17 protein-coding genes are annotated in these 13,517 nt (G+C 69.5%); 7 read left to right on the plus strand and 10 right to left on the minus strand.

Features of this window, described 5'->3' with window-relative positions:
- Nucleotides 1–99: 99 nt before the first annotated feature.
- Complete coding sequence (locus ABNG04_RS04280; protein WP_371160326.1) at nucleotides 100–387, minus strand: hypothetical protein; 288 nt, start codon at nucleotides 385–387, stop codon at nucleotides 100–102.
- A gap of 365 nt (nucleotides 388–752) precedes the next feature.
- On the opposite strand from ABNG04_RS04280, the gene ABNG04_RS04285 reads away from it, so the two are divergent.
- A complete protein-coding gene (locus ABNG04_RS04285) occupies nucleotides 753–1,052 on the plus strand; it encodes a DUF7344 domain-containing protein (protein WP_371160328.1) in 300 nt (99 codons plus the stop codon).
- Nucleotides 1,053–1,109: 57 nt separating this feature from the next.
- On the plus strand, nucleotides 1,110–2,030 hold the full coding sequence (locus ABNG04_RS04290) for a DNA adenine methylase (protein WP_371160330.1): 921 nt from the start codon (nucleotides 1,110–1,112) through the stop codon (nucleotides 2,028–2,030).
- A gap of 29 nt (nucleotides 2,031–2,059) precedes the next feature.
- Here ABNG04_RS04290 and ABNG04_RS04295 read toward each other — a convergent pair whose 3' ends face one another.
- Together ABNG04_RS04295 and ABNG04_RS04300 are read right to left on the minus strand one after the other, a co-directional pair.
- On the minus strand, nucleotides 2,060–2,995 hold the full coding sequence (locus ABNG04_RS04295) for a prenyltransferase (RefSeq protein ID WP_371160331.1): 936 nt from the start codon (nucleotides 2,993–2,995) through the stop codon (nucleotides 2,060–2,062).
- A 3-nt stretch (nucleotides 2,996–2,998) separates the two neighbouring features.
- A complete protein-coding gene (locus tag ABNG04_RS04300) occupies nucleotides 2,999–3,517 on the minus strand; it encodes a peroxiredoxin family protein (RefSeq protein WP_371160333.1) in 519 nt (172 codons plus the stop codon).
- Between the two features lie 101 nt (nucleotides 3,518–3,618).
- Between ABNG04_RS04300 and ABNG04_RS04305 the strand changes: the two genes are divergently transcribed.
- The 4 genes from ABNG04_RS04305 (at nucleotide 3,619) to ABNG04_RS04320 (ending at nucleotide 6,406) form a co-directional block, all read left to right on the plus strand.
- Nucleotides 3,619–4,383: a DUF547 domain-containing protein gene (locus tag ABNG04_RS04305; RefSeq protein ID WP_371160335.1), complete on the plus strand. Its 765-nt coding sequence runs from the start codon at nucleotides 3,619–3,621 to the stop codon at nucleotides 4,381–4,383.
- Nucleotides 4,384–4,456: 73 nt separating this feature from the next.
- The gene (locus tag ABNG04_RS04310) at nucleotides 4,457–4,906 is read left to right on the plus strand and encodes a universal stress protein (protein ID WP_371160337.1); all 450 of its coding nucleotides are present in this window, start codon (nucleotides 4,457–4,459) and stop codon (nucleotides 4,904–4,906) included.
- On the plus strand, nucleotides 4,906–5,715 hold the full coding sequence (locus ABNG04_RS04315) for a DUF63 family protein (protein ID WP_371160339.1): 810 nt from the start codon (nucleotides 4,906–4,908) through the stop codon (nucleotides 5,713–5,715). The genes ABNG04_RS04310 and ABNG04_RS04315 overlap by 1 nt, the downstream gene beginning before the upstream one ends.
- Before the next feature lie 55 nt (nucleotides 5,716–5,770).
- Complete coding sequence (locus tag ABNG04_RS04320) at nucleotides 5,771–6,406, plus strand: IS6 family transposase (RefSeq protein ID WP_371160341.1); 636 nt, start codon at nucleotides 5,771–5,773, stop codon at nucleotides 6,404–6,406.
- 51 nt (nucleotides 6,407–6,457) lie between these two features.
- On the opposite strand, the gene ABNG04_RS04325 is transcribed toward ABNG04_RS04320, so the two are convergent.
- From ABNG04_RS04325 to ABNG04_RS04355, 7 genes are all read right to left on the minus strand, one after another.
- Nucleotides 6,458–6,940, minus strand: a complete 483-nt coding sequence (locus ABNG04_RS04325) for a DUF456 domain-containing protein (protein ID WP_371160343.1) — start codon at nucleotides 6,938–6,940, stop codon at nucleotides 6,458–6,460.
- A gap of 96 nt (nucleotides 6,941–7,036) precedes the next feature.
- Nucleotides 7,037–7,618 (minus strand): DUF2150 family protein, encoded by a 582-nt coding sequence (locus ABNG04_RS04330; protein WP_371160345.1) that lies wholly within the window; start codon nucleotides 7,616–7,618, stop codon nucleotides 7,037–7,039.
- An 85-nt stretch (nucleotides 7,619–7,703) separates the two neighbouring features.
- Nucleotides 7,704–8,561, minus strand: coding sequence for a TatD family hydrolase (locus tag ABNG04_RS04335; protein ID WP_371160347.1), 858 nt, complete (start codon nucleotides 8,559–8,561; stop codon nucleotides 7,704–7,706).
- Between the two features lie 288 nt (nucleotides 8,562–8,849).
- Entirely contained in the window at nucleotides 8,850–9,728 is an 879-nt protein-coding gene (locus ABNG04_RS04340) for an SAM-dependent methyltransferase (protein ID WP_371160349.1), read from the minus strand.
- Nucleotides 9,701–10,117, minus strand: coding sequence for a 6-carboxytetrahydropterin synthase (locus ABNG04_RS04345; RefSeq protein ID WP_371160351.1), 417 nt, complete (start codon nucleotides 10,115–10,117; stop codon nucleotides 9,701–9,703). Before ABNG04_RS04345 ends, ABNG04_RS04340 begins: the two co-directional genes overlap by 28 nt.
- Nucleotides 10,118–10,120: 3 nt before the next feature.
- The gene (locus ABNG04_RS04350) at nucleotides 10,121–11,134 is read right to left on the minus strand and encodes a zinc-dependent alcohol dehydrogenase (protein ID WP_371160353.1); all 1,014 of its coding nucleotides are present in this window, start codon (nucleotides 11,132–11,134) and stop codon (nucleotides 10,121–10,123) included.
- The gene (locus tag ABNG04_RS04355; protein WP_371160759.1) at nucleotides 11,127–11,891 is read right to left on the minus strand and encodes a GTP cyclohydrolase IIa; all 765 of its coding nucleotides are present in this window, start codon (nucleotides 11,889–11,891) and stop codon (nucleotides 11,127–11,129) included. Before ABNG04_RS04355 ends, ABNG04_RS04350 begins: the two co-directional genes overlap by 8 nt.
- Nucleotides 11,892–12,072: 181 nt before the next feature.
- Between ABNG04_RS04355 and ABNG04_RS04360 the strand changes: the two genes are divergently transcribed.
- Nucleotides 12,073–13,452, plus strand: a complete 1,380-nt coding sequence (locus tag ABNG04_RS04360) for a sulfatase-like hydrolase/transferase (RefSeq protein ID WP_371160354.1) — start codon at nucleotides 12,073–12,075, stop codon at nucleotides 13,450–13,452.
- Nucleotides 13,453–13,517: the final 65 nt, after the last annotated feature.

The following is a 13,517-nucleotide window of genomic DNA, read 5'->3' on the forward strand; positions in this document are numbered from 1 at the left end:
ACGACAGGCGACGTCGCGTCTGCTCGCGGCGTCGCCGCTGTGAGAACGGAAGTTTTTCGAAAAGCGATTCGGCGAGCCGCCGGCCCGCGGCCGGGGCGATCAGTTCGTCGTGATGCGGTACTCGACGGTCCCCAGGCCGGGGAGCGTGAGCGTCTGGACCCGACCGCTGCGCCGGCGCAGGGTCCGCAGGATGGACCGCGAGAGGACGGCGAGCGCGACGGTCCCGGTCAGCAGCGCGACGGTCGCGACGGGGTACGCGAACGCGACGAACGGGGCGATGACAAGCGCGAGGAACACGAGGGTCCCCAGGGGCGAGCGCCCGGCTGGCGGCGACTCGGAGCCGATCGGTCGGTGCGTCTCCGAGGCGGTGATGGAGCCTTGGTACATATCTCATCGTACGCACCCCGACGACTAAAACCTTTCACCTTCCAAATAAGTTTTGAGAAGTGTTACCATGGTACACTCACGTAAATCATCTGAAACGGTTGTTAATGGGGTGTAAGGTGTGCCATGTTACTCGTTGGTACACTTCTCAACTATCTGTGAATTTGCGGCACGGGCTGCCGCAAAACCCGCGGTCACCGGAACGTGTCAGTCGTGGTTCGCGCTCGCGGGGCCGGCGGGGGTCCCGCGGCCCGACGGTGCGGTTCTCACGCTCGATCGAGCGATCCCGCGCCGGGACGGCGGTGCGGACCGCGTTCGCCGGTGCTTTTATTTCGCTCCGACCGATTCCGCAGATACGGACAGACACGATGACACTCGACACCCCCACCACCGATTCAGCGACCGCCGTCGGATCGCCGGAGCGCGGGCGCGTGCTCGCCGGCCTCGCCGACGGAACCGTAGAGACGGTCGCCGACCTGCGCGTCCGCGGACGGGGCGACGAGATCGCCGCCGAGCTCCGCGAGACGCATCTCCCGGCGCTGGAGGAGGCGGGCTACATCGAGTGGGACCGCGAGGCCGGCACCATCGAGCCCGGGCCGAACTTCGAGGAGGCGGCGAGTCACGTCGCCGACCTGCCGATGCCGGACCCGGAGCCCTCCGACGACTGACCGCCGCGGACGCGGCCCGAGACGTTTATCCTTCGGCGCGGGCGACACCCGACAGCGATGGCCGAACCGATCCTGAAGTGGGCCGGCGGGAAGCGGCAGCTGCTCGACGAGCTGTACGCCCGCTTCCCGGCCGAGTTCGGCCGGTACCACGAGCCGTTCGTCGGCGGCGGCGCCGTCTTCTTCGACCTGGAGCCGCCACGCGCCACGATCAACGACGCGAACCCGCGGCTCGTGAACTTTTACGAGCAGGTCTGCGACCGTCCCGACGAGCTGATCGCCCGGCTCGCCTCGTTCGACGACCCCGAGAGCGACCCCGATCCCGCCCTCCCGTACGCCGAGGAGACGGCCCGGGGGCGCGAGGTGGACGCCTACTACTACCAGCAGCGTGCGCGGTTCAACCGCCGCCCGTACGAGGGCGAGTTCGACCCGCTCGAGGAGGCGGCGCTGCTGTGCTACCTCAACCGGACCTGTTACAACGGGCTCTACCGGGAGAACGCGGACGGCGGGTTCAACGTCCCGATCGGTCGGTACGCCGACCCAGACTGGGTCCAGCGCGAGCGCGTCCGCCGAGCGAGCGACCTCCTCATCGACACCGAGCTCCGCCAAGGCGACTTCGCGTACGTCCTCGACGCCGCAGAGTCGGGCGATCTGGTCTACTTTGACCCACCGTACGAGCCAATGAGCGCGACGGCGAACTTCAACGAGTACAGCGCGTCGGGGTTCGACCGCGAGGACCAGCGCCGCCTGCTTGACGTCGCGGCCGAACTCGACGACGCCGGCGTGTGGGTCGTGCTCTCGAACAGCGGCGTGATGTACGACGCGTACGCCGACGCGGGCTTCCGCGTCGACCGCGAGGACGCGACCCGCGCCATCAACAGCGACGCCGATAGCCGCGACGCGGTCGACGAGATCGTCGCGACGAACGTCCCGCCCGCCGAGCGCCGGGAGGCCGATCAGCGGGAGCTCTCCCGGTACTGAGCGGGGTGGGATCGGCGCTCACGACCACGCTACGCGCCCGGACCGATCCCGACCGCGACGAGTCCCCACGCGACCGTCGTCGCGGCCGCCAGCGCGACCATCGTCGCCACCGCGGGCAGCGGCTCGTCCCGCCGCGTGAAGCGCCGATAGCCGGGGACGAGTCCGACCAGCGGGAGCAGCGTCGCCCCGGTAACGACCGGCGGGAGCACCCGTCCGGCGAGTGCGACGGTCACGACCGCGGCGGCGGCGCCACCGACCCCGTACGCGGCCCGGAGCCGCCGGGGCGACCAGCGCGTGGCGAGGGTCCGCTTCCCGACCGCGGCGTCCGCCCGCCGGTCGGGCCACGTCGTCTCTAAGAGGTTCACGAACACCGCGATCCCGAACGGGAGTGTCGCGAGCGCGGCAGGGAGCGTGACCTCGCCGGCGACGACCGCGAACCCGTACAGCGGGAGCGCGACGCCCCCGAGGAGCGCGTTCGTCGGGGCTCCCAGCCCGTTCCACGTGAGGCGGAGCGGCCCGACCGAGTACTGCCAGCCGACCGCGAGGATCCCGATCAAGAGCGCCGCGGCCGTCAGGGGTAAGACGGGCTCGCCAGTGAGTCCGGTTCTTTCGCTCGCGATTCCGAACCCCACGAGGACGAGCCCGACTCCGCCGGCGACGACCCCGGCGCGCAGCGCAAGCCCCCGCGGGAGGCCGGTCTCGACCAGCGCGCCGCTCCCGCCAGAGAACGGGGTGCGGTCAGTCAGCGCGTCGGTCTCGACGTCGGCGTACTCGTTCGCGTAGTGGACGCTCGCCGCGATCGGCAGCAGTGCGGCCAGGCCGAACCAGACCCGCGACATGCCCGCAGTCCCGCTGTGGCCGCGGCCGTACGCCATCGCGACGCCGAGCGCGTACACGAGGGCGATCAGCGCGAGCTGTGACGGCCGCGAGAGCCGCCAGAGCGCGGCGGGCACGCGCCGGTCCATCGGTCAGTCGTCGCCCAGCGCGCGGACCTCGGCCAGCAGGTCCTCGACCTCGGCGCGGTCGGCGGGCATCCGGCCCTCGTACGTGTACGCGACGACCGGCTCGCCGGCGCGGACGTCGAGGACCAACGCCACCGGCATCCGCCCCACGAGGTCGTGGAGCGACCCGAGGATCCCGAACCGCACGGGCTGGTCGTACGCGTCGCTCACGTCCGCCCCGGGGTCGGCGAGCAGCGCGAACGGCAGGTCGTACGACTCCTGCCACGACCGCGCTCTGTCTACCGGCTCGGGGAGCACGGAGACGACCGTTGCGTTCAGGGCCTCGAACTCTCCGTACCGGTCGGCGATCGCTTGGACCTGCTTGCGGCAGTTCCCGCAGTGGTAGTCCCGCTGGAACAGGAGCACGACCGCGTCGGTGTCGGGGTCCGCGGCCGCGGCGGAGAGGGCGAACGGGTCGGGACCCGCCCCCGCGTTGGGTAACTCGAAGTCGGGGACCGCATTGGCGGACTTCTGGGCGTCGCTCATGCGCTCCGCTACGCACTCACGCGGCATAAACTGGCAGCCGGTGTGACGCGCCGCGCGCGGAACAGGGCCACATATAGGTCTGTGGGGCACGTTCGCACGGCATGGCCGAACGCGGCGCGACCGACGAGAGGGAGACCGCCAGCTCGTCCGTCGGAGGCCGGAGCGACGCGGCCACCGACCCCGCTCCGGCCGACGCCGCGCGGGAGTTCCTTCGCGCCGTTCGGACGGACGGGGAGGTCGACGCGGCTCGGCGACGGCTCGACGCCTTGCCGCCGGCCGCGCTGGACGCCCTCGACGCCCCGGAGCGACTCTCGTTCTGGATCAACGTCTACAACGCCGCCACCGGCGACGCCCTCCTCGACGACCCGACGCGGCTGTCGGACCGACGCCGCTTCTTCGGCGCGCCGCTCGTCTCCGTCGCCGGGACCGACCTGAGCCTCGACGAGATCGAGCACGGGATCCTGCGCCGCTCGAAGTGGAAGTACGGCCTCGGCTACCTGCCCGACCCGTTCCCGTCGGCGTTCGTCCGCCGGCACCGCGTCGCCGAGCCGGACCCCCGGATCCACTTCGCGCTCAACTGCGGGGCCGCCGCCTGTCCCGTCGTCTTCGCCTACGAGCCGGCGACGATCGACGAGCGGCTCGACCACGCCGCCGAGACGTACCTGCGGAGCGAGACGGTCGTCGCGGACGGGACCGCCCGGGTGCCGCGGCTCATGCTGTGGTACCGCGGCGACTTCGGCGGGACGAGCGGGATCCGTGAGCGGCTCCGCCGATACGGCGTGATCGACGAGGACGCGGCCCCGCGCGTCCGGTACCGCGAGTACGACTGGACGCCGTCGCTGGACCCGTTCCGCGGGGGAGACTGACGCCGGCGGTTCGGGCGGGACCGTCCGCGGGTATTGGGCGGGCTTTTTGACCTCCCCCGCCGACGACCCGCGTATGACCGATCTCGACATCGACCTCGTCCTCGTGCCCGTCGACGGCAGCGAGGAGTCACACGAGGCGGTCGATTACGCCATCGCGCTCGCAAGCGAGTACGAGGCGAGCGTCCACGCGCTGTACGTCTTAGACGAGGATGTCGTCCGCGCGATCGACCACGGCGTGGTCGACGAGAGCGAGGTGGCCGACGACTCCGAGGCGTTCACCGACTCCGTCGCCCGTCGCGCGGAGTCGGCCGGGGTGAGCCACAGCAACTCCATCGCCTACGGCTTCTCCACGTCGGTGAAGACCGTCCACCCCGGCAGTGTCGTCCTCGACACGGCCGAGGAGCTGGAGTCGGACTTCATCGTCGTCCCGCGCGAGCCGGTCTCCGGCGACCCCGGCGAGGTGCTCGGGAAGGCCGCCGAGTACGTCCTGCTGTACGCGAGCCAGCCGGTCCTGTCCGTCTGATGGTCGGCGGCCTCCTTCCGGCGGGCACGACCCTGCCGCCGCTCCCGCACCTCCTCGTCGTCCTGCTCGCGACCGGCGGGGTCGTCGCCGCGCTCCGCCGTCGACGCCCGCGCGTCACCGGGCGGCGCGTGCTCGCGCTCGCCCCGTGGATGGCGCTCGGCTCCGCGGCCCACGTCCTCTACGTCGTCGACGCGCTCCCGTCGCTCCTCGCGCCGTTCGCGGGCTCGCCGACGGTCTACCTCACGGTCGGGTCGCTCGCGGGCGCGGCGTGGCTCGCCGTCGACGCCGCCCGGCCGGACCGCGTGCCGACGACCCTCGCGGCCGCCGGCGCGCTCTGTCTCGTCCCAGTCGTCGCGGCCGCGGTCGGGAGCGGCCTCTCCCCGGCCGGCGCGCGCTGGTCGGCGGCGGCGCTCGCGCTTACCCTCCCGGTCGCCGCCCTCGCCTGGCTCGGCCTGACGCGCCTCCGACCGGAGGCCGCGGTCACCGGCGGGGTCGGTGCCCTCGCCGTGTTCGGGCACGCGCTCGACGGCGTCTCGACCGCGGTCGGCACGACGCAGCTCGGCTTCGGCGAGCGCACGCCGGTCTCGCGGATCCTGCTCGAAGTCGGCGGGCTCCCGTCGATGCCGGTGCTGGGCGAGGGGTGGCTCTTCCTCCTGGTGAAGCTCGCGGTCGCGACCGCGGTTGTCTGGCTGTTCGCGGCGTACGTCCGGGAGACGCCGGCGGAGGGGTACCTCCTCCTCGGCTTCGTTGCGGCGATGGGGCTCGGGCCGGCGGCGCACAATCTCCTCTTATTCTCCGTGGCGGCCTGACGGGCGGTGTTGAGATAAGGTCGAAGGATGAGGCGGTCAAAAGGTCGAGTGGTTCATGCTCAGTTTCGACCGCCTCAGCGGCGATAGCGGTTGTATCGAATTAGATTTTCTGGAACGAGAGGCGACACCCGAGCCGGCGATGAAGCTCGGTATCCGACTCCATTTAGCCGGTCTATCACTTTCGGATACCGTTTCAATTCTTGAGAGGTTGGGTGTCGATCGCCATCGGACCACCGTCCATCGGTGGGTACAGAAAGCCGATCTACAGCCGACTGATGGTGCCGATCCGAATCACGTTGCGGTCGATGAGACCGTGATTCAGCTCAATTCTGAGCAGTATTGGCTGTACGCTGCTGTCGATCCCGACACGAACCGGCTGCTCCATGTGAAGCTCTATCCGACGAGAACCAGCGCAATTTCCTCGATGTTTCTCTCAGAACTGCGTGAGAAACATCAGGTTGACAACGCGATCTTTCTCGTCGACGGTGCGCCGTGGTTACATACGGCCTGCCATCGCCACGGGCTCCGATTCCAACACGTCACACATGGGAATCGGAATTCCGTCGAACGTGTCTTCCGCGAAGTAAAACGCCGAACTCACCATTTCTCAAACACGTTTAGCCACGCAGAACCAAGCACCGCCGAAAATTGGTTACAAGCGTTCGCCTTCGCATGGAATCAGCTTATCTAAACACTGCCCTGACGAGGCGGCAACGCCGCCGTTCCGCCCCCTCTCTTTCCCTCACCAGACGGCGAGCGCGAACACGACCGCGACGCTCGCCAGGATCACCGCTTGGACGAACGCGCTGGCGAGGACGCCGACGGCGGCGTACGCCGCCTGCCGGGCGGCGGCCTCGGGGTCGTCGCCGTTCCCGTAGAGGGCGACGGCGAAGACGGTCCCGGCCAGCCCGACGACGAGTCCGATCGGGCCGAGCGGGATCAGCAACGCGATACCGACCAGCGTGCCGACGACGACGGTCCGGGTCGACGCGCCGCCAAGCCGCCCGGAGACCATGCCGGACAGGAGGTCCACGGCGGAGGCGAGAAGGGAGACGAGAACGAGCGCGACGAGCGCGGCGAGGCCCGGCTCGACGAAGCCGGTGGTGTACGCGTACCCGACGACGGTGAGCGCGGCGAGGACGCCGCTCGGCACGAACGGGACGAAGGCGCTGGCCGTCCAGGCGACGAGCAGCGCGATCGCCAGTCCGGCCGCGAGGGAGACCATACGGTCCGGACGTGGCGCGTGCGCAAAACGGTTTACCTCGGACGAGCGGAGGGCGGGGAGGCGGATCGGGGGCGCGGGGACGGTCGGCCGACGCCGTCAGTCCTCTTCTTCGACGACTTCCGGGTCCTGGATGGCCGACTGGAGCGAGTCGAGCCCGTTGACCCACTCGGAGACGAGCCCGTACTCCAGATCCTCGACGAGCTCGATGTCGAGGGCCTCGCCGTCGACGACGCGCGTCCCGGCCTGGACGACGTAGCCGAGCGCGGCGTCGAGGTCGTCGCCCCCCTCGGCCTCGGCGGCCGCGCGCACGAACTCGCTCACGTCGCCCTCGACGACGCCGCCGACGAGGTACTCCTCGGCCGCGTAGAACACGGGGACGAGCGAGGTCTGGACGCCGTCGATCAGCATCACCTTGTCCTCGTCGTCGAACTCGACGTCGGCGAGGACGATGTCGCGGATGTCGCGGACCTCCTCGACGGCGCGGTCCTCGTCGATGCGGTCGTCGTCGAACGCGGCGAGCACCTTCGCCACGGCGATCGCGGCGTCGTCTTGGAGGTTTAAGAGGAGCCGCGCGGAGTCCTCGTTCTCGGGGTCGAGGTCCTCCTCGGCGAGCCTGTCGAGCCAGTTCTGCCAGCGTTCGTCGGTATAGAACGTTTCAACGGCGTCGTCGTCGGTCATGTCCCGTACGTCGCCCGGCCAACTCAAATGCCTTTCCTATCGATCGCCGCCCGAGAGGGCGTCTCACTCGCGTGAATCGTCGGATTCAGGCCTCGCGCTCCAGCGTCGCCTCGGTGTCGATCCCGTACACGGCTCGGGGGGTCTCGACGTGCGCCCGGCGGACCGCCTCGTCGTGACCCGCCTCCAGCAGCCAGCGCACCCGGCGCGGGACGGTCTTCGGCCCGAGAACCATCCCCGGCCGGTCCGGGTCGTCGACGAAGTCGGTCTCCATCAGGAACGGCTCGCCCGCCGCGGCGGCGCGTTCTAGCCGCTCCTTGTCGCTCATCACGCTCGGGGTGACGCCCGCCAGTTCGCCGGCCGCGTAGTGTTTGACGACGCGCGAGGGGTCGAGGCCTGCCTCCTCCGCGACCGCGGCCAAGTCGGTCAGGTCCTCGGTGGCCTCGGTGTGGAGCTGGACCGCGCAGTCGACCTCCGCGCCCAGTTCGAACGCCCGCCGCGTGACCGCGTTCGACGCCGCCCACACCGCGTCGCTCACGTCGTAGTGCGGGCGACCGGACTTAAGCGCGAGCGCGTCGCCGTCGGCGACGTACTCGCTCGCGACTTCCAGCCCGCCGCGCATGAGGTCGCGGGCGGCCTCGGGCTCGAAGTCGCGCTCGTCGACGAACCGGCTGATCAGCCCGGGGTGGACCCCCAGGACGGGCCACGCGCGTCCTGGGAGGACGTCCGTCGCGGCTGCGACGGTCTCCAGCGTCTCCTCGAAGACAGCCCGGAAGTCCTCCGGCTCGTCCGGCTCGACGCCCAGCAGCCACGAGGGTTTGTTCACCACGAGCAGGTGGGTGCCACCGAGCCGGACGAACTCCTCGACGGCCTCGATCCCGCGGCCGTGTCGGGGGTCGAGGTGGAGGTGGTCATCCAACACCGGCGTGCCGAGGTCCTCGGTCATGGGCGACTGTTCGGCCGCGCGCGATTAGAAGGATCGGTCCGCGGCGGTCGGTATCGTGGCCGGCGGCCTTCGCCGGTCCCCCTTCGGGACCTGTCCCGACACCGTCGGCGCTTCGTTCCGGCGCCGGCCGATGCGCTCGCGGCTGCGACCGCTGGACGCCCGGTTCTGGGGGCGACACAGGACCGACCGGGTCCGGGACGGCACCCGCGCCAAATCCGCCGAACCCCGCGCGTCATTAACCGACGGGCCGGCGAGGACGCCTCGACGACGCGGTCGGAGAACGCCGTCTTACTCCTTCTCGGTCGACGCTCTGTACAGGAAGTCGTACCTGTGTCCGACGTAGGAGAGCCGCCCGTCAGCCAGCTGGTCGCGCCTCGCCGACAGCCAGTCGCCGACCGCCGGAACCGCGTCCGGCTGTACCGACTCCTCGACGAACCCGAGCAAGCAGCTCAGGAAGTAGCGCTCGTCGGCTGGATACCCGCCGTTTCGGGGACGGACGATGGCGTCGGATGCGTCGGCGGCGAGCAGCGACCCGGCCCGGTCGCGGAACTCCTCGAGGAGGTGCCGCCCCGCCTGCGTCTCGCGGTCGGCGTCGTCGTCGATCGCCTCGTGATAGGCCCGCTGTATCTCGTCGTCGGCGGGGTGGTCCGGCTGGAAGACGGTCACACCGTCGAACGTCAGCGGACAGTACACGAGGCCGCCGTCCCCGGCCGCCGCTGTCAACGCGTCGACGGCCGACTCCAGCGGGACGAGATCCATGAACTGCTGGGCGACGACGAGGTCGTGATTCTGCTCCCGGAGGACCTCGAGCGCGTCGCCCACTTCGAATCCGAACCGGAAGTCGCCGACGGTCCCGCCGCTCTCGGTGTCGACGGCGTCGTACCCGCGATACCGGAGCGCGGCCGGTCGGGTCCGCTGCGCGTGAGCGACCACCGTCGGCGACAGGTCGACCCCTCTGTACGACCCGGCGGCCACCCCCCGTTCGAGCAGCCACGGTACCGCCGCTCCGGTCCCCGCTCCGGCTTCGCCGACCGTCGGCGACGCCGGGAGGGCCTCGAACAACCGGTCCGCGACCCTGCGCGAGCGCGATCGCTCGTCGACGCTGTGTTTGGCCTCTAGGTACCGGATCTGCGCGTGGTTCATATCGCCGCCCGGTAGCTCGCCCACGCGAGGTCGTCCTCCCAGATCCGGACGGTGACCTCGTCCGGATTGTCGTCGTCGAGGTCCTCACAGAATCGCTCACAGACGATCCGAGCGAAGTGCTCGACGCTGGGGTTCCGCCCATCAAACTCCGAGAGGTCGTTGAGCAGCGTATCGCGGTACCGCGCCTCGATATCGTCGAGGAGCGACTCTACCTGGTTAATGTTCACGAGGTAGCCGTACTCGGCCAGCGAGTCGGCCGCGAACTCGACCTCCACGGTGAATCGGTGACTGTGGACGTCTCCCTCCGGCGGCTCCGGGTCCGGGACCGTCAGGTAGTGCTGTGCGATGAACTCCCGCTTGACCATCAGTCCGTGCGTCCCGTCGCGCGTATCGGATCTATCGGTTGCTGGCATGTATTAGTCGTATGAGAGGAGCACTTGGACCGTCCCCTCGGGCGCCTCGTCGAGTCGCTCGTAGGCGTCTCCGGCCCGCTCGAAGGGTATCTCGTCGGTGATCAGCGCTTCGTGGTCGACTGTCCGGAGGGCGTCGAGAGCGGTATCCGTGCGACGGTCCTTCGACCACCGACCGCGCAACGTCGGGTCGATCGTGCTCACTTGACTCGAGATGACGTCGATGCGGTCGCGGTGGAACGACCCCCCGAGTCGGAGCGCCGACTGCTTGGACCCGTACCACGATCCGACGACGATCCGGCCGTCGTATCCGACGACATCTATCGCGTCATTGAGCGTGTCCGGCCGCCCCGAGAGCTCGTACACGAGGTCTGCGCCCGCGTGGTCGTCGTCGACGGACTCGAACGGGGCGCCGGCGTTCCCCGGCGGGACCACCTCGTCGGCGCCGAACTCCCGCGCCAAGTCGCGCCGCGAGGCGCGCGGTTCGACGACGACCAGCGAGTCAAGGGGGAACTCCGCGAGCAGGCGGATCGTACAGAGGCCGATAACGCCGGCCCCGAACACGACTACCCGTTCGCCGATCTTCGGTGCGCCGTCGAGCAGGAAGTTCGTGGCCGTCTCCGCCGACGGGAACAGGGCGCCCGCTCGCCGTTCGAGGTCCGGCGGCAGGGGGATCAGACAGTCCGTCGTGGCGTTGAACCGCGTCTGGTGGGGGTGGAAGGCGATGACCTCCCGGTCCACCCACGCGTCGTCGACGTCCTCCCCGGCGTCGACGACGCTTCCGACCAGCGAGTAGCCGTACCGAAGCGGGAACGAGAGGTCGCCGTCTAGCGTCTTCAACGACGAGTCGGCCGTAATGCCCGACGGGGCCTGGCCTCGGTAGACCAGTAGTTCGGTCCCCGAACTGATGGCCGACAGGTGCGCGTCGACGGTCACCTGGTCCGCGGCCGGCTCCGCCGTCTCGGTCGCCTCGATGGTGACCTCTCGCTCGTCGGTGAACACGAGCGCCCGTTCAGTCATCCGTCGCCTGTTGCTGTATCGTCGTGGCTTCGTGGACTCTCGTCCCGGTCTCTCGGCAGTGTTCGAGCGCCTCCTTCGCCCGGTCGCCCGCGCTGTGGGCCGTCGGTCCCGAGCCGATGCCAACTTGGAACTCGATGCCGGTTTGCTCGTTCACGTGGTCGACGACGTCGCCGAACGCGTCCTCGCTCAACTGCGGACAGACGGCGATCATGTTGTCTCCCCCGACGAACTGGGCGATACTATCGTGTTCGGAGAGGAGCCGCTGTTTGAGCGCGATCATCGATTGCTGGATCGTGAGTCCGGCCGTCGCCGCGTGTTCCGTGTCGGTGAACGACTCCGTCACGTCGACGATGTCGAAGTGTCCGACGGTGACGTGACCGGCCGAGTCGCTCGTGTCCCCGGCGCTGAGGACCTCTCGCCGGTCGGGGTCTTGGGCGCTCCCCGCGTCTTGGAGCTGTTGGCTCGCCACTTCCACCGCGCGGACCGGCGTTTCCCCCTCTCCGACGCCGACGCTGACGGTGATCGGGTATTGGTTGCGGACGCGCTCTTGGAACCGCTCGTACTCCGCGACATCGATACCGTTGGCGATGCCGAGCATGTTGTCGAACCGATTGAAGAACGCGTAGCCGTCGCTGCGGCCGACAAAATCGGCGAAGTCGGCGTACAGACGCGCTTGGAGCGCCTGTAGGTCCGTTTCCCGTCGCGGCGACGGTTCGACCGTCCACGGCCCGTACTCGTCTAACTGAATGACTGAAATACGGACGGTACCTCTGGTGTTTGTCACTACTAACTGTTATAGTGTATCGAATTAAATAAAACATACCCCCATATATGGGATCAGTTCTGTTGTTAGTCCGAATCGTAATCACCCGTTCCGTCCGGACGGTCTGGAGGGACCGACGTGGCATATATATCCGCGCCGGTCAGATAGGACACCCGTGACGAACATCGCGGTCGTGGTGCTGGATACGGTCCGGGCGGACGCGTTCGGGGAGGCGTTCGAGTGGCTCCCGGGGACGTGGTTCGACGCCGCGTACTCGACGAGTCACTGGACGGGCGGCGCACACGCCTCCCTGTTCACCGGCATGTATCCCAGCGAGGCGGACGTGACGGTCGCTGACTGGGCGCTCTCGACGCCCGAGCGGACCCTCGCCGAACAGCTCTCGGCGGCGGGCTACCGAACGCGCGCCTTCTCGGCGAACATCAACGTCTCGCCGGCGTACGGGTACGATCGCGGATTCGACGTGTTCGACGGGACTCGGGACACCGAGTACCCGACCGCGTCGGTGTTCAACTGGTACCGACACCTGGAGGAGAACGAACACCCGCGACTGGCGTATCTGACCGGCGCGGCCGCGGCGCTGCGCGGCGACTACGACACCGGACGGTCGCTTCGGTTCGGCTTGGCGGAGGCGGTCACGGGGACCCCGCTGGGCGACAGCGACGCCGGGGCCGGTCGGTTCCGCGACCTGGCCCGGTCGCTCTCCCCGTCGGGGCCCACGTTCCTGTTCGCGAACCTCATGGAGGCGCATCAGCCGTACCGCGCCCCTCCGGCGTATCGGTCGAGCGGCACGTACGATCTCGGCCCGGCGTTCGAGGCGACGCTTCGCAACCGGTTCGACGACCCCGACGAGGCGCTGGCGGACGGCGTCGACCGGGAGCACACGGGGCCGGATCCGGAGCGCGCGCGGGCCGCGTACGAGGACTGCGTGCGGTATCTAAGCGACGTCTACCGCGAGGCGTTCGAGGCGCTGTCGGCGCGGTTCGACTACGTCATCACCCTCGGCGACCACGGCGAGCTGTTCGGCGAACACGGCGTCTGGGAACACGGGTACGGCCTCTACTCCGAGGTGACGAACGTCCCGCTGGTCGTCACCGGCCCGGAATTCTCGGATGAGCGCGTCGATGCCCCGGTCTCGCTCCTCGACGTCTACCACACCGTGCTGGCGCTCGCCGACGGTACCGGGCCGAACCGCCGCGGCCGCGACCTCCGGACGGCGAACGGCGATCGGGGGGTGACGTATCTCACCGAGTACAACGGTATCGCGTCGATGCGGCGCGAGGCGCTTCGCGAGCGTGGCTACGCGCCCGCCGCGATCGACGCCGTCGACGTCGAGTACCGGGGGCTGGTCGCGGACGGCTACTACGGCTTCCAGAGCGACGAGGGATGGATCGAGACCGGCGAGTCGCCGACCGAGACCCCGCAGGAGGAGCTGGCCGCGCTCCGCGAGGAGGTCCCCGACAACCGCGACGGCGACGAGACCGGCCCCGTCGATCCGGAAATCCGAGAGCGGCTGGAGGAACTCGGCTACGCCTGACCGCTCCTCGCCTGCCGGCCGATAGCCGCCGCCGGCCCGTTACACCGGACCGCACGCGGGTTCCG

Source organism: Halorubrum miltondacostae, from assembly GCF_041379815.1.
In the GTDB taxonomy this organism is placed as follows: Archaea; Halobacteriota; Halobacteria; order Halobacteriales; family Haloferacaceae; genus Halorubrum; species Halorubrum miltondacostae.

What these genes read in the sequence shown, in the direction of transcription:
- ABNG04_RS04290 (WP_371160330.1), top strand. Translation starts at nt 1,110, where the DNA reads ATGGCCGAACCGATCCTGAAGTGGGCCGGCGGGAAGCGGCAGCTGCTC.
- ABNG04_RS04350 (WP_371160353.1), bottom strand. Translation starts at nt 11,134, where the DNA reads ATGACTGAACGGGCGCTCGTGTTCACCGACGAGCGAGAGGTCACCATC.
- ABNG04_RS04330 (WP_371160345.1), bottom strand. Translation starts at nt 7,618, where the DNA reads ATGACCGACGACGACGCCGTTGAAACGTTCTATACCGACGAACGCTGG.
- ABNG04_RS04295 (WP_371160331.1), bottom strand. Translation starts at nt 2,995, where the DNA reads ATGGACCGGCGCGTGCCCGCCGCGCTCTGGCGGCTCTCGCGGCCGTCA.
- ABNG04_RS04320 (WP_371160341.1), top strand. Translation starts at nt 5,771, where the DNA reads ATGCTCAGTTTCGACCGCCTCAGCGGCGATAGCGGTTGTATCGAATTA.
- ABNG04_RS04345 (WP_371160351.1), bottom strand. Translation starts at nt 10,117, where the DNA reads ATGCCAGCAACCGATAGATCCGATACGCGCGACGGGACGCACGGACTG.
- ABNG04_RS04280 (WP_371160326.1), bottom strand. Translation starts at nt 387, where the DNA reads ATGTACCAAGGCTCCATCACCGCCTCGGAGACGCACCGACCGATCGGC.
- ABNG04_RS04285 (WP_371160328.1), top strand. Translation starts at nt 753, where the DNA reads ATGACACTCGACACCCCCACCACCGATTCAGCGACCGCCGTCGGATCG.
- ABNG04_RS04325 (WP_371160343.1), bottom strand. Translation starts at nt 6,940, where the DNA reads ATGGTCTCCCTCGCGGCCGGACTGGCGATCGCGCTGCTCGTCGCCTGG.
- ABNG04_RS04300 (WP_371160333.1), bottom strand. Translation starts at nt 3,517, where the DNA reads ATGAGCGACGCCCAGAAGTCCGCCAATGCGGTCCCCGACTTCGAGTTA.
- ABNG04_RS04310 (WP_371160337.1), top strand. Translation starts at nt 4,457, where the DNA reads ATGACCGATCTCGACATCGACCTCGTCCTCGTGCCCGTCGACGGCAGC.
- ABNG04_RS04305 (WP_371160335.1), top strand. Translation starts at nt 3,619, where the DNA reads ATGGCCGAACGCGGCGCGACCGACGAGAGGGAGACCGCCAGCTCGTCC.
- ABNG04_RS04335 (WP_371160347.1), bottom strand. Translation starts at nt 8,561, where the DNA reads ATGACCGAGGACCTCGGCACGCCGGTGTTGGATGACCACCTCCACCTC.
- ABNG04_RS04315 (WP_371160339.1), top strand. Translation starts at nt 4,906, where the DNA reads ATGGTCGGCGGCCTCCTTCCGGCGGGCACGACCCTGCCGCCGCTCCCG.